Genomic DNA, 20,363 nt, shown 5'->3' on the forward strand with positions numbered 1-20,363 from the left:
CCGACCGTCACGCCGCGACGCTGTCGAACTGGCCCGGGGTGCGGCCGGGACCGGCCGGACCCCGGTAGGCCTGCGCCAGGTCCAGCCAGCGGTCGGCCTCCGCCCCGACGGCGGTCAGCGCCAGGTCGGCGCGGTGCCGGCGGCGGGTGACCAGCAGGCACAGGTCGGCCGCCGGGCCGGTGATCCGCTCGGTCGCGTCCGCCGGGCCGAACTCCCAGACCTCCCCGCCGGAGGGCGCGGTGATCTCGAACCGCAGCGCGACGTCCGGGGTGTCCAACCCCCGGGCCTGGTAGCCGAAGTCCCAGGTGCGGACGGCGAAGTCGACCAGGTGCCGCAGCCGGTCGGTACGTTCGGGGCGGATCCCGAGCGCGTCGGCGATGTCCTGGCCGTGGCCGAACAGCTCCATCATGCCGGCGGCGGCCAGCACCGGCGCGGGCAGCGGCCGGACCAACCAGGGCACCGTCTGCCCGGCCGGCACCGCGGCCAGGGCCTGCTCGGCGGTGGCCCGTTCCTCGCGCCACTTGGCCAGCAGCGCCGGTGGCGCGGCGGACAGGTACGGCGAGAGCGCGGTACGGACGTTGCGGTTGAAGTCGGGCCCGAACTGCTGGGCGAGTGCGAGGAACCCCGCCGGGTCCGCCGCGGCCAGGCCGGCGAGCCGGAAGGTGGCCGCCAGATGGGCGATCTGGTGGGCGATGGTCCACTCCGGCGCGGGGGTGTCCAGCGCCCACTGTGCGTCGTCGAGGCCGGCCACCATCCGGTCGACGGCGTCACCCTCCAGGGTCAGGTCGACGAAGACGTCGTTCCGTGCGCTCACGCGTCTGTCCTCTCGCTCGTCAGCAGGGGCGAGCGTGGCCCGGCGCGTCCGAGGGCACCGGTTGCCACGCACGACGCCGATCCCGTCGCCGCCTGACGCGCGGGGCGGCAGGTGGCCGGGCCCACGTCGACGGCGTCACGTCAGCACCAGCAGCATGCGGGCCGGGCGCGGGCGCTGTCTTCTCTCGTCATGCGCTGGCGGCCCACCGCCGTCGCGGGTTGCGCACCGTGGAAGAACCGTCGACCGGGCCGACCGGCGCATGCTGACCACGATGGGCCCGGCCGTCGACGTCCGGCGAACCCCGGCAGGTACGCGGGCCCGCCAGGGGGAGAACTCATGGTCGCCGCACGGGTCGCGTCCTCTGTGGTACGCCGGCAGGTCAGGTACGTCACGCCGGTGCCGGCCGGGACCGCCCGGGGACTGGTGGCCGACGTCTACGCCCAGGCGGAGCGGGAACAGAAACTGGTGGTGCCGCCCGTGCTGCTGCACTCCCCGGCGCCACCGGTGCTCGCCGCGTACTGGATGTTGATGCGGGAGCCGCTCGTGGCGGGACGGACGGTGGACCGCCGCACCAAGGAGGCGGTGGCCGCCGGGGTCTCGGTGGCGAACACCTGCCCGTACTGCGTGGACATGCACAGCATCAGCCTGTACGACCTGGCCACCGAGGACGACGCGGAGGCCGTCGCCGACGACCGGATCGTGGACCTGCGGGACCCGGCGGTCCGGGCGGTGGCCGGCTGGGCCCGGCACGCCCACGCCACCGCCACCGCGCCCCCGTTCCCGGCGGCGCACGCCCCGGAGCTGGTCGGCGTGGTGGTCGCCTTCCACTACCTGGCCCGGGTGGTCAACGTGTTCCTGCCCGACCACCTGCTGCCGGCCGGGCTGACCGGTGCGGCCCGACGCCGGTTCAAGCGGGCCGTCGGCCGGCTGCTGCGGCCCACCCTGCGGGGCGCGCCCCGGCCGGGACGGTCACTGGCGCTGCTGCCGGCGGCGACGCTGCCGGACGACGCCGGATGGGCCGCCGCCGACCCGGTGATCGCCGGTGCGGTGGCCCGCGCCTACCGGGCGTTCGACCGGGCCGGCGAGGAGGCGGTGCCGGCGGCGGTCCGGGCCCTGCTGCGCGAGCGGCTCGACCGGTGGGACGGGTCGTCACCGGGCCCCGGCCGGGACTGGTACGACGACGCCTGCGCCGGGCTGCCCGGGCCGGACCGGGCGGCGGGCCGGCTGGCGTTGCTGACCGCGTTCGCCTCCTACCGGGTCGACGACGAGGTGGTCGGCGCGTTCCGGGGCACCGCGCCGACCGACCGTGCGCTGGTGCAGGCGGTCGCCTGGGCGGCGTACGTGGCGGCCCGGGAGGTCGGCCGGCGCTGCCTGCGCCCGGCTGCCCGGTGAACCAGCCGGTCAATTACCGGGCCCGGTGGGTAATGCGCCGGTGGCGCACCTTAGAAGTAGACGATCTGTTTCGCCGCTGAAAACATAACTTCGGGAGGCATCCCTCCTGACGTGCGAGAAGATAGGGGGACGCCCGGTGTCGAATCCATTCCTGAGACTGCGGCGACGCATTATCACGCCATCGTCGTCGGAGACCAAAGTCGACGTTCGCGGTTTCCACCGAAAGAATCCGGCGGCCGTTGAACTGTTGGAAACCGTCGGCGAGTCATTTCTGACCGGGTACGCCGCGGCCGCCGAGGCGCGGACCCCCGCCGACGCGGAGCCGGCGCTGGAGACGGTGCGTCCGCAGTTCCGGGGCTTCGCCTACGAGGGGGCCGCGATGGCCCTCGCCGTGCTGGACGCCCTGCCCGGCGGCCGGTCGGACCGGGTGCAGACGTTCCTGGCCGGCCGGGGTGCCGACCACGTCTACATGGCCTACGTGGGGGTCGGCTGGGCGATGGCCCGGTTGCCCCGGTTCCGCTGGTCGAAGCTGTACGCCCCGGACCCGTTGCTGCGCTGGCTGGTGCTCGACGGCTACGGTTTCCACCAGGCGTACTTCCACACCCGCCGGTACGTGCACGAGCAGTACCAGGAGCAGGACTTCCCGTGGCCGGCCGACGGCCCCCGCTGGTACGCCCGCCGCGCCATCGACCAGGGCATCGGCCGGGCGATGTGGTTCGTCGGCGGCACCGACGCCGGGGTGGTCGCCGACCTGATCGACCGGTTCCCGGCCGAGCGTCGCAGCGACCTGTACGGCGGCGCTGGCCTCGCGGCCACGTACGCCGGGGGCGCCGACGCCGACGAACTGCGCCTCTTCCTCGACCGGGCCGGCAAGCACCGCGCCGAGGTCGCCCAGGGCAGCGCGTTCGCCGCGACCGCCCGGCTCACCGCCGGCCTGGAGACCCCGCACACCGGCCTGGCCACCTCGGTGCTGGCCGGTGCCACCCCGGTGGAAGCGAACCGGATCTGCGACGAGCAGCGGCCGACCGGCGACAGCCCGTTGGAGCCCGGCTACGAGATCTGGCGTCGGGCCATCGCCGACGAACTGCGGATACGCGGAAGGCGCTGACGGGACGTCCTGTCCCCATCCCTCCCGTCCCGCCGATCGCCGGGTGGTCCCGGCGCAGCCTCCCTCCCCACACCTGCCCACGCCTCGGCAGGCGCCTCGCCACGCCCGTGGCGACCCGAACGGTAAGGAGATCGTGCCCGCATGACCAGGATCGCCATCGTTGGCATGGCGTGCCGATACCCGGACGCCACCTCGCCCCGAGAACTGTGGGAGAACGCCCTCGCCGGTCGCCGGGCCTTCCGCGCGCTGCCCGACGTCCGCATGCGGTTGGCGGACTACTGGGACGCGGACCCGAGCGCCCCGGACCGGTTCTACGCCCGCACCGCCGCCGTCATCGAGGGGTACGAGTTCGACCGGCTCGCCTACAAGATCGCCGGCAGCACGTACCGCTCCACCGACCTGACCCACTGGCTCGCCCTGGACATGGCCGCCAAGGCGTTGGGCGACGCCGGCTTCCCGGCGGGGGAGGGGCTGCCGCGTGACCGCACCGGTGTGGTCGTGGGCAACACCCTCACCGGGGAGTTCGCCCGCGCCAACGTGCTGCGGCTGCGCTGGCCGTTCGTCCGTCGTACGGTCGCCACCGCGCTGCACCAGCAGGGCTGGGAGGACGACCGGTTGGCGACCTTCCTCGACGAGCTGGAGGACCGCTACAAGGCGCCCTTCCCGGAGATCGACGAGGACACCCTCGCCGGCGGCCTGTCCAACACCATCGCCGGGCGGATCTGCAACTACTTCGACCTCAACGGCGGCGGGTACACCGTCGACGGCGCCTGCTCGTCGTCGTTGCTGTCGGTCGCCACCGCCTGCCGGGCCCTGCTCGACAACGACCTCGACGTCGCGGTGGCCGGCGGGGTGGACCTGTCGATCGACCCGTTCGAGATCGTCGGCTTCGCCAAGACCGGCGCGTTGGCCCGCGACGAGATGCGGGTCTACGACAGGCACTCCAACGGCTTCTGGCCGGGGGAGGGGTGCGGGATGGTGGTGCTGATGCGGGAGGCCGACGCGCTCGCCGCCGGCCACCGCAGCTACGCCACCATCGCCGGCTGGGGCATCTCCTCCGACGGCAAGGGCGGCATCACCCGTCCCGAGGTCAACGGCTACCAGCTCGCCCTGCGCCGGGCGTACGAGCGGGCCGGGTTCGGCATCGAGTCGGTGCCGCTGTTCGAGGGGCACGGCACCGGCACGGCGGTCGGGGACGCCACCGAGCTGACCGCCCTGTCGCAGGCCCGCCGGGAGGCCGACCCGACCGCACCGCCCGCCGTGATCAGCTCCATCAAGGGCATGATCGGGCACACCAAGGCAGCGGCCGGGGTGGCCGGCCTGATCAAGGCGGCGCTGGCCGTGCACCACCAGGTGCTGCCGCCCGCGCTCGGCTGTGTCGACCCGCACGAACTGCTCACCCGCGACGACGCGACGCTGCGGGTGCTGCGGACGGCCGAACCGTGGCCGGACGGCCAGCCGGTACGCGCCGGCATCACCGCGATGGGGTTCGGCGGCATCAACACCCACGTGGTGCTGGACCAGGCCGGCACCGCCCGCCGGGTCGCCTTCGACACCCGGACCGCCCGGCTCGCCACCTCCGTGCAGGACGCTGAGCTGTTCCTGGTCGACGGTGCGTCCCGCGACGAGGTGCGCCAGCGGCTCCAGGAACTGCTCGACTACGTGCCGACCCTGGCCCAGGGGCAGCTCGCCGACGTGGCGGCCACCCTGCACGACCAGCTCGCCGACCGGCCGTACCGGGCGGCGGTGGTGGTGTCCTCGCCGACCGACGCGCAGCAGCGGCTGCGGCGGCTGTGCGAGCTGATCGACTCCGGTGAGACCCGGCTGGTCGACGGCGACGGGCGCAGCTTCCTCGGTCACGTCGGCGGCGTCGGCCGGATCGGCTACCTCTTCCCCGGCCAGGGTGCCGGCCGGGGCACCAGCGGCGGGGCGCTGCGTCGCCGGCTCGCCGAGGTGGACCAGGTGTTCCGCCGGGCCGACCTGCCCGTGGCCGGGGACATGGTGGCCACCGCGCTGGCCCAGCCGCGCATCGTCACCGGCTCCCGGGCCGGCCTGGCCGCCCTGGATCTGCTGGGGTTGGACGCGACCGTCGCGGTCGGGCACAGCCTCGGTGAGCTGTCCGCCCTGCACTGGGCCGGCGCGATCGACGACGAGACGCTGCTGCGGGTGACCCGGGCGCGAGGCGCGACGATGACCGAGCACAGCTCCTCCGGGGTGATGGCCAGCGTCAACGCCGGACCGGAACGGGTCTCCGCGCTGGTGGCCGGCGTACCCGTGGTGATCGCCGGCTACAACGGCCCGGAACAGACGGTGGTGGCCGGCACCGAGGAGGCGGTCCGGGCGGCGCTCGACCTGGCTGCCGGGGCGGGCCTCGGCGCGTCCCTGCTGCGGGTCTCGCACGCCTTCCACTCGCCGCTGGTGGCGCCGGCGGCGGACGCGTTCGCCGGGCACCTGGCCCGGGAGTCCTTCGGCCCGGTCCGCCGGCGGGTGGTCTCCACGGTGACCGGCGAGACCCTGCCCGCCGAGACGGACCTGCGGGCGCTGCTGCACCGCCAGATCACCGACCCGGTGCTGTTCGCCCAGGCGGTGGCGCTGGCCGCCAAGGACATCGACCTCTTCGTGGAGGTCGGTCCGGGTCGCATCCTCAGTGGCCTGGCCGGGGCGATCACCGACGTGCCGGCGGTGGCCCTGGACACCGACGACGAGTCGCTGCGCGGGCTGCTGCGGGTGGCCGCCGCCGCGTTCGTGGTGGGTGCCGCGCACGACTATCCGGCGCTGTTCGACGACCGGCTGCGCCGACCGCTGCACCTCGGGGCCGAGCAGCACTTCTTCGCCAGCCCCTGCGAGCAGGCCCCGCTGGTGGACCTGCCGGAGGCGACCCGGGCGGAACGCCCCGCCCCGACCGACGCCGACGGGCCGGTCGACGGCGAGTCCACGGTGCAGATGCTGCGCCGGCTGGCCGCCGAGCGGGCCGAACTGCCGCTGACCATGGTGCACGGCGAGAGCCGGCTCCTCGACGACCTGCACCTCAGCTCGATCACCGTCGGGCAGATCATCAACGAGGCGTCCCGGCTGGTGAACGTGCCACCGGCGCAGGCCCCGACGAACTTCGCCACCGCCACCGTCGCGGAACTCGCGGTGGCGCTCGACGAGCTGTCCGCGACCGGCCAGGCCGGTGACCACGACCGGACGCCCGCCGTCACCGGCGCGGCGGCCTGGACCCGCGCCTTCGCCGTCGACGGTGAGCCGGCCGGGCCGCCGGTTCCGACCGGCGGTGGCGTCCCCGGCCGGTGGCAGGTCTTCGCCCCCGACGGGCACCCGTTGGCCGCGCCGCTGCGGCACGCCCTGGAACGGGCCGCCGTCGACTCCGGCGTGCTGGTGTGCCTGCCGGCCGAGTGCGCCGAGGAGCACCTCGAACTGGCCCTGGCCGGCGCGAAGGAGGCCCTGGCCGGGCCGGCCGGCACCCGCTTCGTGCTGGTCCAGCGGGGGCGGGGCGCGACCGGGGTGGCCAAGACCCTGCGCCTGGAGGCCCCGCAGCTGCGGGTGACCGTGGTGGACACCCCGGCCGGGCCGGAGGCCGTCGACCGGGTCGTCGCCGAGGTCGGCGCGACCACCGGATACCAGGAGAGCCACTACGACGACGCCGGGGCCCGGCGACTGCCGGTGCTGCGGGCGCTGCCGGTACGCGCGGCACAGCCCCACCCGCCCCTGGACGACACCGACGTGCTGCTGGTCACCGGGGGTGGCAAGGGCATCACCGCCGAGTGCGCCCTGGCCGTGGCGCAGCGGACCGGTGCCGCGTTGGGGCTGCTCGGGCGTTCCGACCCGGCGCAGGACACCGAACTGGCGGACAACCTGCGCCGGATGACCGCCCACGGGGTACGCGTGCACTACGCCCGCGCCGACGTCACCGACGCCGCCCAGGTCGCCGACGCGGTCGCCGGGGTGCGGGCGGCGCTGGGCCCGGTGACCGCGGTGCTGCACGGCGCGGGCCGCAACGAGCCGGCCGCGCTGACCGCCCTGGACGCGGCGGCGCTGCGGCGGACCTTCGCCCCGAAGCTGGACGGCCTGCGCGCGGTGCTCGCCGCGGTCGACCCGGGGCAGCTGCGTCTGCTGGTCACCTTCGGCAGCATCATCGGCCGGGCCGGCCTGCGCGGCGAGGCGCACTACGCCACCGCCAACGACTGGCTGGCCGGGCTCACCGAGGAGACCGGCCGCCGGTTCCCGAACTGCCGGGCGCTGTGCCTGGAGTGGTCGGTCTGGTCCGGGGTGGGGATGGGCGAACGACTGTCGGTGGTGGAGTCACTGAGCCGCGAGGGGGTCGTCCCGATCAGCCCCGACCAGGGCGTCGAGGTGCTGCTGCGGCTGCTCGACGACCCGGACGTGCCGCCCGTGGTGGTGGTCAGCGGCCGGGCCGAGGGGATGGACACCCTGCGCTACGACCGGCCGCCGCTGCCGCTGCTGCGCTTCGTGGACAAGCCGCTGGCGTACTACCCGGGGGTGGAACTGGTCTGCGAGGTCGAGCTGACCGCCGGCGCCGACCGGTACCTCGCCGACCACCTGCTCGACGGGAACCTGCTCTTCCCGGCGGTGTTCGGGATGGAGGCGATGACGCAGGTCGCGGTCGCGGTCACCGGCCGCTCCACGGTGCCGGTGGTCGAGCAGGTGGAGTTCCCCCGGCCGATCGTGGTGCCGCCCGACGGCAGCACCGTCATCCGGGTGGCGGCCACCGTCACCGACGACGCCGTCGTCCAGGTGGCGATCCGCAGCGCCGAGACCGGGTACGCCACCGACCACTTCCGGGCCCGGCTGCGGTTCACCGACACCGTCGTCCCCGACGGCCCGCCCGGACGCACCGACCCGGGTCTGCCGCAGGTGCCGCTGGCACCCGAGCGGGACCTGTACGGCGAGTGGCTGTTCCAGGGCGGCCGGTTCCAGCGGCTGCGCCGGTTCCACCGGGCCGCCGCCCGCGACGTCGACGCCGAGGTGGCCGTCGGTGGCGGCGACGCCTGGTTCGCCGGCTTCCTCCCCGCCGACCTGCTGCTCGGCGACCCGGGCACCCGGGACGCATTCATGCACGGCAACCAGGTCTGCGTACCCGACGCCACCCTGCTGCCGGTGGGCGTGGAGCGGATCTGGCCGGCCGGGGCGCGGATGTCCGGCACCGGCACGGTGCGCTGCTGCGCCACCGAACGCAGCCGCGACGGCGACACCTACGTCTACGACATCGCGGTCCGCGACGAGTCCGGGGCGGTCGTCGAACGCTGGGAGGGCCTGCGGTTGCAGGCGGTCCGGCACCGGGGGGGCCGCGGGCCGTGGCTGCCGGTGCTGCTCGGCTCGCACCTGGAGCGGGGGCTCGGCGACGTGCTCGGCGCCCGGGTCGCGGTCACCGTGGAACCCGACGGGCCGGGGGAGACCCCGCGCCGGGAGCGGACCGCCGTCGCCGTCGGCCGGGCCCTCGGCGCCCCCCACGAGGTGCGGTACCGCCCGGACGGCCGGCCGGAGGTCGACGGCGACCGGGCCGTCTCGGCGGCGCACGGCGCGGGGGTGACCCTGGCCGTCGCGGCCACCGGGACGGTCGGCTGCGACGTCGAGCCGGTGGCCGAGCGGTCGACGGCGGACTGGGCGGGCCTGCTGGGCGTCCACGCCGGACTGGCCGCGCTGATCGCCGGGGACCGGGACGAGAGCGCGCACACCGCGGCGACCCGGGTGTGGGGCGCGGTGGAGTGCCTGCGCAAGGTGGGCCTGCCGGCGGACTCGCCGCTGACCCTGACGCCCGGCGGTCCCGACGGCTGGGTGGTCCTGGCCTCGGGTCCGCTGCGCGTCGCCACGTTCGCCACGAGCCTGGTGGACATCCCGCAACCGGTGGTGTTCACCGTGCTCACCGACGGGTGGAGTTGAGCATGGACAAGTACTTCGAGTACCCGCACACGGTGGGTTTCGAGGAGACCAACATCGTCGGCAACGTCTACTACGTCAACTACCTGCGCTGGCAGGGACGGTGCCGGGAGATGTTCCTCAAGCAGCACGCCCCGGACGTGCTGGCCGACCTCCAGGACGACCTGAAGCTGTTCACCCTGAAGGTCGACTGCGAGTTCTTCGCCGAGATCACCGCCTTCGACGAGTTGTCGATCCGGATGCGCCTGGTCGACCTGGTGCAGACCCAGCTGGAGTTCAGCTTCGACTACGTACGCCTCGACCCGGGCGGCGGCGAGACGCTGGTCGCCCGGGGGCGGCAGCGGGTGGCCTGTATGCGCGGGCCCAACAACCGGACCGCGCCGACCCGGGTGCCGGAGGCGCTGACCCGGGCGTTGGCGCCCTACACGGCCACCGTCCGGGCCCAGTGACGGCGAGGAGACCACCATGGACAAGCCCCTTGGCGACGACGAGCCGGCGGTCGACCCGGCGGCGCTGCGGCGGGCCTTCGCCGCCTTCGCCACCGGCGTCACCGTGGTCACCGTCGGGGGTCGATCCCCGCACGGGATGACCGCGAACGCCTTCACCTCGGTGTCGCTGGACCCGCCGCTGCTGCTGGTCTGCGTGGACCGGGAGGCGGTCATGCACCGGCACCTGGTGGCCGCCGGCAGCTTCGCCGTGTCGGTGCTCGCCGCCGACCAGGAGCACGTGGCGCGGCACTTCGCCGACCGCCGCCGGCCGCTCGGTGCCGCCCAGTTCGACGTCGTCGACTGGCAGCCCGGCCGGTTGACCGGAGCGCCGCTGATCACCGGGGCGCTGGCCTCCTTCGAGTGCGCCCTGTGGCGCGACTACGAGGGCGGCGACCACACCATCTTCGTCGGCCGGCTGCTGTCGGCCGAGAAACGTCACGAGGAGGACGCGGTGCTGTTCCTGCACGGTCGGTTCCGGCAGATCACCCCGATGCCCAGCGGAGTGGTCCGATGACCACCGTCGCGCCCCGGGTCGTCCCCCGGGGGCCGACCGGGGTGGCGATGCTGGGCACCCTGTGGAAGCTCGGCCGGGACCGGCTCGGGCTGATGCGCTCCGCCGCCGAGACCTACGGCGACGCGGTGCGCCTCGGCCCGGGGCGGGGGCTGCACTTCTTCAACCACCCCGACCACGCCAAGCACGTGCTGGCCGACAACAGCCAGAACTACCACAAGGGCATCGGGCTGATGCACGCCCGCCGGGCGCTCGGCGACGGGCTGCTGACCAGCGAGGGTGAGCTGTGGCGGGAGCAGCGCCGGGTGATCCAGCCGGTGTTCCAGGCCCGCCGCATCGCCCAGCAGGCCGGGATCGTCGCCGAGGAGGCCGCGCGGCTGGTCGACCGGCTGGAGACGTACGACGGCGGCGAGCCGGTCGACATCCTGCGGGAGATGACCGGGCTCACCCTGGGGGTGCTCGGGCGGACCCTGCTCGACGCCGACCTGAGCGGCTTCCGGTCCCTCGGGGCGGCCTTCGAGTCCATGCAGGACCAGGCGATGTTCGAGATGGCGTCGATGAACCTGGTGCCGATGTGGGTGCCGCTGCCGCAGCAGATGCGGTTCCGGCGGGCCCGTCGGGAACTGGCGGGGATCGTCGACGAGTTGGCCGTGCGGCGGCGGTCCCGGCCGGGCCACGAGGACCAGGACGACGCGTTGTCGCGGTTGCTGGCCTCGACCCGGCGGGAGACCGACCCGGCGGTGGGCCGGCGGCGGCTGCGCGACGAGCTGACCACCCTGCTGCTGGCCGGGCACGAGACCACCGCCAGCACCCTCGGCTGGACCTTCCACCTGCTCGACCGGCACCCGCAGGTCTGGGACCGGGTGCGGGCCGAGGCGCTGGAGGTGCTGGGTGACCGGTCGCCGACCTACGAGGATCTGCCCCGGTTGACGTACACCTCGATGGTGCTCAGTGAGGCGATGCGCCTCTACCCTCCGGTGTGGATGCTGTCCCGCCGGGCGCAGGAGGCCGACGAGGTCGGCGGCTACGCGGTGCCCGCCGGCACCGACGTGCTGATCTGCCCGTACACCCTGCACCGGCACCGGGCCTACTGGGACGACCCGGACCGGTTCGACCCGGAGCGGTTCTCGCCGTCGGCGTCGGCCGACCGGCCGCGCTACGCGTACGTGCCGTTCGGCGCGGGGCCGCGGTTCTGCGTCGGCAACCACCTCGGGTTGATGGAGGCGGTCTTCGTGGTGGCGATGGTGAGCCGCCGGCTGCGGCTGCACACCCCGGCCGGGCACCGGGTGGTGCCCGAGCCCATGCTGTCGCTGCGGATCCGCGGCGGCCTGCCGATGACGGTACGGGCCCTGACGTGACCCCCGGACCCCAGGCACGAAGCGGGGTTCAGCAACATCGAATAACCTGCGAGCAGGCCGCACTGGTTACTATTGCGCTGAGCAACTCTCAGGTTGCTCATCGTGCTGGGGGAGGTGCGATGAGTCCCGGATGCGCGGCGACCACCCCGGCCGGTACGGCCCGAGGTGCCCGCCCTGCCCATGGAGCCGCCGTCGTGCCGACGGGTGGTTCCGCAGCCGTCATCGCGGATGCGCCGACGGCCTTCACCCGCCGTGCTGCCCGGCGTCCGCTGTCCACGGCGGTGCCACCGCCGTTACGTTCGGGCCGACCGCAGCCGGGCGGCGGAGCCCCGCCGCAGACGGCGTCCGGCGGTGGCCACCGGGACCCTGGGGGGACGGATGCGCATCTCAGATCTGGCCAGGATCAGTGGTGTTCCACTTCCGACGATCAAGTTCTACATCCGGGAGCGCCTGCTGCCACCGGGTCGGCCCACCGCACGTAACCAGGCGGAGTACGGCGAGGAGCACCTCGCCCGGCTCCAGCTGATCCGGGTGCTGGCCGGCATCGGGCGACTGAGCCTGTCCTCGGTACGCCGGGTGCTGGCCGCCCTCGACGACAAGGGACTGGCGTTGGGCGCGCAGTGCCGGGCCACCATCTGGGCGCTCTTTCCCGACCAGCCCGAGGAGGACGACGCGCCCGACGTCGGCCCGGCCCGGGTCCAGGTCGATGCGTTCATCGACCGGCTCGGCTGGGAGGTCGACGTCGCCTCGCCGGGCCGCGACACCCTGGCCCACGTGCTGACCGCGTTGCAGCGGTTGGACGCCGACTGCGACATCGACGTGTTCAGCGAGCACGCCGAGAGCGCGCAGCGGATCGTGACGCACGAGTTCCAGCACGAGTCGGCGCACTCCGCCACCGCGATGGCGGTCTGGAACGTGCTGTCCGAGGTGGCCTTCGAGGCGATGCGCCGGATGGCCCAGGAGAGTCACCTGGCGCGCTGCTGCGCCACGTCGGCGGAGCGGCCGGCCGGCGCCTGAGCACCCGCCCGGGGCAGATCCGGCACGTTCGAAGACGACAACCACCGCTGCGGGTTCCAGCCTGGAGGGACGGCGTGCTGCCGTCCCCCGGCCCGCTGCGGTGCCGGTGTCCGTCGACCGATGGGGGAGACCACCCGACATGTCGAACCAAGCCGTATCCCACCAGCCCCGATCGGGCCCGCTCGGCCTGCTCAACGGCCCCTATCACCGGATGGCGCTGAACCTGTACATGCTCGTGGTGCTGGCACACTGGGCCGAGCACCTCGCCCAGGCGTTCCAGATCTGGGTGCTGGGCTGGCCGGTCCCGCAGTCGCGCGGGGTGCTGGGGATGGCCGTGCCGTGGCTGGTCACCTCCGAGTGGCTGCACTACGGGTACGCCATCGTGATGCTGATCGGGCTGGCCCTGCTGCGTCCCGGCTTCGTCGGCCGGGCCCGCACCTGGTGGACGGTCGCCCTGGTGATCCAGTTCTGGCACCACATCGAGCACCTGCTGCTGCTGCTCCAGGCGCAGACGGGCAACTTCCTGTTCGACCGTCCGGCACCGACCAGCATTCTCCAACTGGTCGTGCCCCGGGTCGAGCTGCACCTGTTCTACAACACGGTCGTCTTCCTGCCGATGGTGGTCGCGATGTACCTGCACCTGCGACCGAACGCCGCCGAGCGGGCCACGATGGCCTGCACCTGCGCTCCCCGTTCGGTCAGGGCGCTCACGCCGGCATGACCACCGCCGGACAGGACGGCCGCCGTCGTGGCTTCTTCGGGCCGCGTACGGCGGCCGTCGCCGTGGTGCTGGTGACCGTGGCCACCGCGCTGTGGCTGCGTTCGCCGTCCACCCCCGGGCCGGCCGAGACGGTCGACGCCGTGGTGGTGCCGGCGGACGGCAGCCGACTGGCCACCGGGCCGACCGAGGTACGGCTGCGGCTGCCCGGTCCTCCGGACCCGGACGAGGCACACGTGTCGTTGACCCCGGCGCAGGGCCCGCAGGTGGCCACCGGCGCGTCCCGGCGCGACGGGACCGAGCTGGTGGTGTCGGTGCCCGCCCTGCCGCAGGGCAGCTACACGGTCGCCTACCACGTGTGGCTCGCCGACGGGCGGCAGAGCACCGGGCGTAGCGTGTTCGCCGTCGGCGCCGCGCCGTTGCTGCCGCCGGCGGACGTCGCGCCCGCCACCGGACACCAGCATGTCGGCACCGACCCCCTGGACGGTCTGCTGCTGGTGCTGGACCTGGGGCTGCTGGTCGCCCTGTCGGTGATCCTGCTGCGTCGGCCGAAGGTCGCCTCCGATCCGGAGGACCCGCCGGAGCACTGACCCGTCCGGACGCGTTGCGGGGCACGGACCCGTCCCGCCGCCGGCCCCGCCCGATCCCCGGGCGGGGCCGGCCCGTCCGGAGGGCATCCTTCCCGTGGCCCGTGGCCCGTGGCCCGTGGTCCGTGGTCCGTGGTCCGTGGTCCGTGGTCCGTGGTCCGTGGCCCGTGGTCCGTGGTCCGTGGCCCGTGGTCCGTGGTCCGTGGCCCGTGGTCCGTGGCCTGCCGGCTGCCCGTCGCCGCCGCCTGTCGCCCGGTGGTTCGGGCCGGTGGGACCTGGCGGTCGCCCGGGGGACACCGGCCGACCCGGCCGGGCGGCGGACACGACGGGGCGGCGTACCCCACCCGCTGGTGGGGTACACCGCCGTCCGTGTGGGGTGGGCCGGGTCAGGCCGCCTCGACCCGGTAGCCGACCTGGTCGAGCGCCATCCGGCGGATGTCGAGCAGGGCGAGCAGCACCGGCGGGTCGATGGAGCGGGCCGGCTTGAGGTGCATGTCGATCGGGGGGACCACCTGGTCGCGGCGGACGACGATCGGCCCGTGCGAGCCGACGAAGATGTGGTCGGGGTCCAGGTCGTGGGCGTCGGTCAGGGAGCCGTCGGGGCGTACCGACTGCACGAGCAGGTACCAGTGGCCCTCCGGGACCGTCTCCAACTCGAACGCGCCGGCGCCGTTGAGCACCGCGCACCGGACGGGCCGCCCCTCGGGCAGCGGGTCGGGGAAGAGCCCGACGAAGACGAAACCGAGATCCTCCTGGTCGGGGCCGGCCACGGTGCCCCGGATGGTCGAGGTGCGTCCCCCCGAGGCACCCCTGGTCTCGTCCTGCGGAATGCGCGTGCTGAAGCCCCGGTAGCGCCGGTAGGCGGTGGGGGACATGCCGACGCTGCGGGTGAACCGTGAGCTGAACGTGCCGACGCTGTTGTAGCCGACGCGCAGGCTGATGTCGGCGACGTTCAGGGTGGTGGAGACCAGCAGGTGCTTGGCCTCCTGGAGGCGGATGGCGGAGAGGAAGCGACCGGGCGAGACGCCGGTGACCCGGCGGAAGATCCTTGAGAAGTGGAACTTGCTGAACATCGCGGCACGGGCCATGTCGTCGATGGTGATCGGCTCGGCGATGTTGTCCCGCATCGTGACGATGGCTCGCTCCACCGCCCGTTCAATGACGTCTTCCACGGTCTCCCCCAGGGTGCTCGATTCGTCGGCCGCTGGCATCCTCCGGGCACGGCTGTGGCGACTGCGTGCGTACGGTGTCTATGCCGGCTGATTGATGGAGCCTTTAGTCTCGATCAATGCATAAACGCGGATGCGGCCGTCGAAATTGCCTCTGGCCGTTGTGGCCGAGTTGATGCTAGCGCGACCAAAGATAGGCGGCAATGAGCGGCGGGGCCGGCAACATGGATAGTCGTGCTATCGATCCCTCCCCTATTTGCCAGTGGAGATCCTCGCTATCCGTCGGGTGGTCCTCGGCCTCATCGGCGCAGCGTGCGGCCTTTTTTCGGGGGAGGTGACGGTTGGTGACCGGGGTGTTGCGCGGTGATTCGTCCGATCTGGCAGGTGGGCCGGGCGTGCCCGGCTCTGCGGGGAAGAAAGACGGCAAAGACCATTAAGCGGTAGCTATCACCACGGCTGAGGCCAGGTCAGGTGAGGGTTCAGGAGAGCAAAGTCAGAGAACTTTGACGCATCGCGACCGCTGCCGGACGCGCTGTGACGGTGTGATCGATGTGCCGACGGCTGCCCCGCAGTGGGTGGAGAGCAAGCCATGAGAAGACTCCATTCGGCTTCTGGCTGACGATGTTCGTGGCCCCTGAAAGGGCGAGAGTCATCTGATCGGTGGCTTAAGAGTTGGTTATTCACCCCGCCGCGGAGGGTGGTAATCATCAGTATCTCCAGCCGTTCGGTGGCGCTTCCGAGTGACCAGTCAACGGGCGAACGACGCGCCCACGAAATCGTAGGGGGACTGTTGCCGTCTCAATCTGCCGGCTTCCTTCGCCGCGCAACTCCCGCAGCCTTTGTGCTCGTTCTGCTGAGCATTCTCTTCGTCGTGGCACAGCGCCCGGAGGCGTCCGCAGCCGAGCGGTCGGAGCTGGCCGCACGGTTCCAGTTCGCCGAACTGCCCATCGCGCTGCCACCCGCACCCACCGCCCGCGCGGTCCGCGAGGTGAACCCGGAGTACGAGCACATCAAGTCCTGGGTCTCCTCGGTCGGGGCGGCGATCGCCCTCAACGACCTGGACGGCAACGGCGTGGCCGACGACCTGTGCCTGGTCGACACCCGCAGCGACACCGCCGTGGTGACCCCGGCGCCTGACAGCGGGGACCGTTACCAGCCCTTCGTCCTCGACCCCCGCCCGCTGCCCACCGACACCACGATGGCGCCGATGGGGTGCGTGCCCGGCGACTACAACCTCGACGGCCGCACCGACCTGCTGGTCTACTACTGGGGCCGGACCCCGGTGCTGTTCCTGCACCGGGCCAGCGCCACCGACCTGCGGCTGGGCAGCTACGCGCCGACCGAGCTCATCCCCACCCAGCCCGGTCCGGGCAACCGCTACCAGGGCGCGCTGTGGAACACCAACGCGGTGGCGGTCGCCGACTTCGACGGCGACGGCCGCCCGGACATCGGCGTGTTCAACTACTTCCCCGACACCCAGGTGCTCGACCCGGACGGGCAGCCGAACGTCCAGATGAACGCCTCCATGTCGCACGCGCGCAACGCCGGCGGGGCGCACATGCTGCGGTGGGACGCGGCCACCGGCGGTGACCAGCCGTCGATCCGGTACGTCGAGCAGAAGGCGGTCCCCGGGCCGGCCTCCACCGGCTGGACCCTCGGGGCGGGCTCCGCCGACATCGACGGCGACCTGCTGCCCGAGCTGTACCTGGCCAACGATTTCGGCCACGACCACCTGCTGCACAATGTCTCGACCCCGGGCCGGATCAGGTTCGCCGAGGTCCACGGCCGCCGGGGCGCGTTCACCCCGAAGTCGATGGTGCTCGGTCAGGACTCCTTCAAGGGCATGTCGATCGACTTCGGTGACCTCGACAACCGGGGCAGGTTCGACATGTTCGTCAGCAACATCACCAGCTCCTGGGGCCTGGAGGAGAGCAACTTCGTCTGGATGAACAACGCCGGCAGCCCGCAGGACGCACGGGACAAGCTCACCCGCGGGGTGGCCCCGTACGACAACAAGGCGTCCAAGCTGAACATGGCCTGGACCGGCTGGGGCTGGGACGCCAAGATGGCCGACTTCGACAACAACGGCTCCCTGGAGGTGGTGCAGGCCGACGGGTTCGTCAAGGGCACCACCAGCCGGTGGGCCTGGCTCCAGGAGTTGGCGATGTCCAACGACCTGATGCTGCGCAACCCGGCGATGTGGCCGAAGGCGGAGCCGGGCGACGACATCGCCGGCAACGACAAGCTGGCGTTCTGGGTGCGGCAGGGCAAGACGTTCGTCAACCTCAACGCCGAACTCGGCCTCGACGTGCCCATCCCGACCCGGGGCGTCGCGGTGGCCGACACCAACGCCGACGGTGTGCAGGACTTCGCGGTCGCCCGCCAGTGGGGACCGCCGGCCTTCTACCGCAACACCGCCTCGTCCCCCGGCGGCTTCCTCGGGCTGCGCCTGCACCGGCCGACGGTCGGCGGCGCGGCCGACGCCCGGACGCCCGCCTACGGCGCCCAGGTCAAGATCCGTACCGCCGACGGGCTCACCCAGATCGCCCAGCTCGACGGCGGCGGTGGTCACTCGGGCAAGCGCAGCTTCGACGTCTTCTTCGGGCTGGGCTCCGCCGGGGACCGTCCGGTGTCGGCCGAGGTGTGCTGGCGTGACCTGACCGGTGCGACCCACAAGCAGACCCTCTCGCTCACCTCCGGTTGGCACGACCTGATGCTGACCGCCGACGCCCAGGAGATCACCCGATGACTGACGTCAGACAGGAAGACGTGACCGACGCCGCGGTGCGTACGGTCCCGGGCGGGGTCCGGCCCGTCGACCCGGCGGCCCCGCCCACGGCCCGACCGGCGGTGCCCCGGGTGGACGCGAAGGACCCGCGCTACCTGGCGCTGCGCAACTTCGCCATGTCGATGTCGATCTTCAACATCATCGGCTACACCCTGCTCGGTTTCGAACAGCCGTGGACCTGGCCGTTCTTCGCCCTGCTGGTCGGCTACACCGCCGAGATCGGAATCGAGATGGTGTCGGCGTGGGCCGGCAAGCGGCGGCCCGCGTTCAGTGGCAACGGGGTCTGGGGGATGTACACCTTCCTGCTGCCCACCCACATCACCGCGCTGGCGGCGAACATGCTGCTCTACGCCAACGACCGGTTCTGGCCGGTGGCGTTCGCCGTGGTCGTCGCGATCGGGGCCAAGACCGCCCTGCGGGCACCGGTCAACGGCCGGATGCGGCACTTCATGAACCCGTCGAACTTCGGGATCACGGTGACGCTGCTGGCCTTCTCCTGGGTCAACATCGCGCCGCCCTACCAGTTCACCGAGAACGTGCCGGACGCGATCAGCATCATGGTCCCGCTGGTCATCATCACCGCCGGCACGGTGCTCAACGCCATGCTGACCCGCAAGGTGCTGCTGATCGTCGGCTGGCTCGGCGGGTTCGTCATCCAGGCGGTGGTCCGCGCGCTGGTGCTGGACGTGGCGATCTGGGCGGCGCTGGTGCCGATGACCGGGGTGGCCTTCGTCCTGTTCACCAACTACATGATCACCGACCCGGGCACGACGCCGTCGCGGGGCCGCAACCAGTTCATGTTCGGTTCGGCGGTGGCCGGGGTCTACGGGGTGCTGGTCGCGTTCAACGTGGTCTACACGCTGTTCTTCGCCGTGACCATCGTCTGTGCCGTCCGGGGCCTGATGTGGTGGGGCATCTGGTGGCGCGACCGCGGTCGCGAGCGTCGTCGGGAGTCGGTGCCGGTCAGTCCGGCGGCACCGGCGCTTGCCCGCTGACCTGGTCCACGACCACGTGGGGTCGTCCCGTCGGGGCGGCCCCACGCCCGTGTCCGGTGTCGCGGGTGCGCCGCGCCGGTCTCCGGTACGCCGTCGGTCGGTGCGCCGGTCAGCCGGTGCGCAGCAGTGCCGGCAGCCCGGCGGCGTGTACCACGGGCGGATCGAAGGTGCGCATGGGGCGCAGGGTGAGGTCGGCCCGGACCGACCGGGAGTGCCCGCCGACCGTCACCGGGCCGTGGTGCCCGACCAGCAGCGGGCGGGTGCCGGTGGCCAACCGGCGGCGGTACACCGCGTGGGCCAGGACGAACCAGGTGCCCGGGGGCACCGGCCCCAGCAGGTACGGTCCGGGGCCGGGCAGCACCGTGGAGCTGACCGGCCTGCCCTGCTGGATGCGTTCCGGGAACAGCCCCACGAAGATCCAGTCGGGCGCCTCCCCGGGCAGCGCCCGGACCTGCCCGCGTACCGTCGGCCCGGTGGTGTCGGCCGGGTCGGGGCGGATCGGGCACAGCGCCCGGTACGGGTCCTCCCGTCCCGGGCTGCGGCCGAGGCGGCGGTAGGTGGAGGGGGAGAGGCCGACGCTGGAGCTGAACCGGGCGCTGAACGTGCCGACACTGGTATAGCCGACGTGGTGACTGATGTCGGTGACGCTCCACGAGGTGGCCAGCAACAGGTGCTTGGCGCGCTGGAATCGGATCGCCGAGAGAAAGCGTCCCGGTGACACTCCGGTCACCCTGTGGAACACCCGGCAGAAGTGGTACTTGCTCAGCAGGGCGGTCCGCGCCATCTCGTCCACGCTGAATTGCTTACCTAGATTCTGGTGCATTTCGGCGATGACCCGCCGGACCGCCCTGCTGCTGTGGTCTTCCATCGTGCCCCCGGCGAGCGTAATGGTGGGTGCTGGTCTCCTACGACGTGAATCGCCTGTCTGGGCTGCGACGATGCAGCGTCGTTCCGGCTCCGCGACGTCCCCCGGGGCGGCACCGGCAACTGGTGGATTGATGGCAGGAAAAGTGCTTTGTCGGTTTTGTCGAATCAGCTGACCTCAATGCTAGGGCACCCTCAATGCATGGTCAACGGCGCGCAATCCGAATGGCGCTAACAGCTGCCTTTTCCGGATGCGTACCCCTCGTCTAGCCGGTGATGATTGCGGCCATGGCCCGATGCGCCCGGGTCGGGGAATGATGTCGGAAAAGCGATACCCACGGTTCACCCGTCGCCGGACGTCGATTCGACCGTTGACCTGGGCAACGACGAAGATGCGCCCGGCCCGTCGCCGGGGTCACGATGGGAGGCGTCCCGGAATGGGGAACACGATGGCCGACAACGCCGACGACGACGAGGCCCGCCCCGGGCCCGGACGCCCCCGTACCACCCGGCCGGCCGGCGTGGCCGCGACGCCCTCCGCCCTGGATGCCTGGGGACGGGCGAACCGGCGTGGGCAGTGCGACTGGTCGGAGCCGGACACCGAGCCGCACCTCATCCGCGGACTCGACTGAACCGGCCCGACCGCCGCGGCGGCG

15 protein-coding genes are annotated in these 20,363 nt (G+C 72.8%); 12 read left to right on the forward strand and 3 right to left on the reverse strand.

Annotated features, from left to right (window positions below; translation table 11 throughout):
- Positions 1-7: 7 nt before the first annotated feature.
- The gene (locus JQN84_RS22355) at positions 8-754 is read right to left on the reverse strand and encodes a TIGR03084 family metal-binding protein (protein WP_239486007.1); all 747 of its coding nucleotides are present in this window, start codon (positions 752-754) and stop codon (positions 8-10) included.
- A 396-nt stretch (positions 755-1,150) separates the two neighbouring features.
- Here JQN84_RS22355 and JQN84_RS22360 point away from each other — a divergent pair, with 396 nt between their 5' ends.
- From JQN84_RS22360 to JQN84_RS22400, 9 genes are all read left to right on the forward strand, one after another.
- Positions 1,151-2,206 (forward strand): carboxymuconolactone decarboxylase family protein, encoded by a 1,056-nt coding sequence (locus JQN84_RS22360; RefSeq protein ID WP_204960488.1) that lies wholly within the window; start codon positions 1,151-1,153, stop codon positions 2,204-2,206.
- Between the two features lie 136 nt (positions 2,207-2,342).
- Positions 2,343-3,314: a DUF1702 family protein gene (locus tag JQN84_RS22365; RefSeq protein WP_372446006.1), complete on the forward strand. Its 972-nt coding sequence runs from the start codon at positions 2,343-2,345 to the stop codon at positions 3,312-3,314.
- A 141-nt stretch (positions 3,315-3,455) separates the two neighbouring features.
- The gene (locus tag JQN84_RS22370; protein WP_204960489.1) at positions 3,456-9,215 is read left to right on the forward strand and encodes a type I polyketide synthase; all 5,760 of its coding nucleotides are present in this window, start codon (positions 3,456-3,458) and stop codon (positions 9,213-9,215) included.
- 2 nt (positions 9,216-9,217) lie between these two features.
- Positions 9,218-9,661, forward strand: coding sequence for an acyl-CoA thioesterase (locus JQN84_RS22375; RefSeq protein WP_091242950.1), 444 nt, complete (start codon positions 9,218-9,220; stop codon positions 9,659-9,661).
- A gap of 16 nt (positions 9,662-9,677) precedes the next feature.
- Complete coding sequence (locus tag JQN84_RS22380) at positions 9,678-10,214, forward strand: flavin reductase family protein (protein WP_204960490.1); 537 nt, start codon at positions 9,678-9,680, stop codon at positions 10,212-10,214.
- Complete coding sequence (locus JQN84_RS22385) at positions 10,211-11,569, forward strand: cytochrome P450 (RefSeq protein WP_204960491.1); 1,359 nt, start codon at positions 10,211-10,213, stop codon at positions 11,567-11,569. Before JQN84_RS22380 ends, JQN84_RS22385 begins: the two co-directional genes overlap by 4 nt.
- Positions 11,570-11,947: 378 nt before the next feature.
- Positions 11,948-12,586, forward strand: a complete 639-nt coding sequence (locus JQN84_RS22390; RefSeq protein WP_204960492.1) for a MerR family transcriptional regulator — start codon at positions 11,948-11,950, stop codon at positions 12,584-12,586.
- 139 nt (positions 12,587-12,725) lie between these two features.
- The gene (locus tag JQN84_RS22395) at positions 12,726-13,307 is read left to right on the forward strand and encodes a hypothetical protein (protein ID WP_204960493.1); all 582 of its coding nucleotides are present in this window, start codon (positions 12,726-12,728) and stop codon (positions 13,305-13,307) included.
- Positions 13,304-13,894, forward strand: coding sequence for a copper resistance CopC family protein (locus JQN84_RS22400; protein ID WP_204960494.1), 591 nt, complete (start codon positions 13,304-13,306; stop codon positions 13,892-13,894). The genes JQN84_RS22395 and JQN84_RS22400 overlap by 4 nt, the downstream gene beginning before the upstream one ends.
- A 383-nt stretch (positions 13,895-14,277) precedes the next feature.
- Here JQN84_RS22400 and JQN84_RS22405 read toward each other — a convergent pair whose 3' ends face one another.
- Entirely contained in the window at positions 14,278-15,063 is a 786-nt protein-coding gene (locus tag JQN84_RS22405) for a helix-turn-helix domain-containing protein (protein WP_204960495.1), read from the reverse strand.
- Positions 15,064-15,901: 838 nt separating this feature from the next.
- On the opposite strand from JQN84_RS22405, the gene JQN84_RS22410 reads away from it, so the two are divergent.
- Complete coding sequence (locus JQN84_RS22410; RefSeq protein ID WP_204960496.1) at positions 15,902-17,809, forward strand: CRTAC1 family protein; 1,908 nt, start codon at positions 15,902-15,904, stop codon at positions 17,807-17,809.
- Complete coding sequence (locus tag JQN84_RS22415; protein WP_204960497.1) at positions 17,806-18,843, forward strand: enediyne biosynthesis protein; 1,038 nt, start codon at positions 17,806-17,808, stop codon at positions 18,841-18,843. Before JQN84_RS22410 ends, JQN84_RS22415 begins: the two co-directional genes overlap by 4 nt.
- Positions 18,844-18,952: 109 nt before the next feature.
- Here JQN84_RS22415 and JQN84_RS22420 read toward each other — a convergent pair whose 3' ends face one another.
- On the reverse strand, positions 18,953-19,711 hold the full coding sequence (locus JQN84_RS22420) for a helix-turn-helix domain-containing protein (RefSeq protein ID WP_204960498.1): 759 nt from the start codon (positions 19,709-19,711) through the stop codon (positions 18,953-18,955).
- A gap of 433 nt (positions 19,712-20,144) precedes the next feature.
- On the opposite strand from JQN84_RS22420, the gene JQN84_RS22425 reads away from it, so the two are divergent.
- Entirely contained in the window at positions 20,145-20,339 is a 195-nt protein-coding gene (locus tag JQN84_RS22425; RefSeq protein ID WP_204960499.1) for a hypothetical protein, read from the forward strand.
- The last annotated feature ends 24 nt before the right edge of the window (positions 20,340-20,363 follow it).

Origin of the sequence: Micromonospora humidisoli (assembly GCF_016900955.1) — a bacterium.
GTDB classification, from domain to species: Bacteria; Actinomycetota; Actinomycetes; order Mycobacteriales; family Micromonosporaceae; genus Micromonospora; species Micromonospora wenchangensis.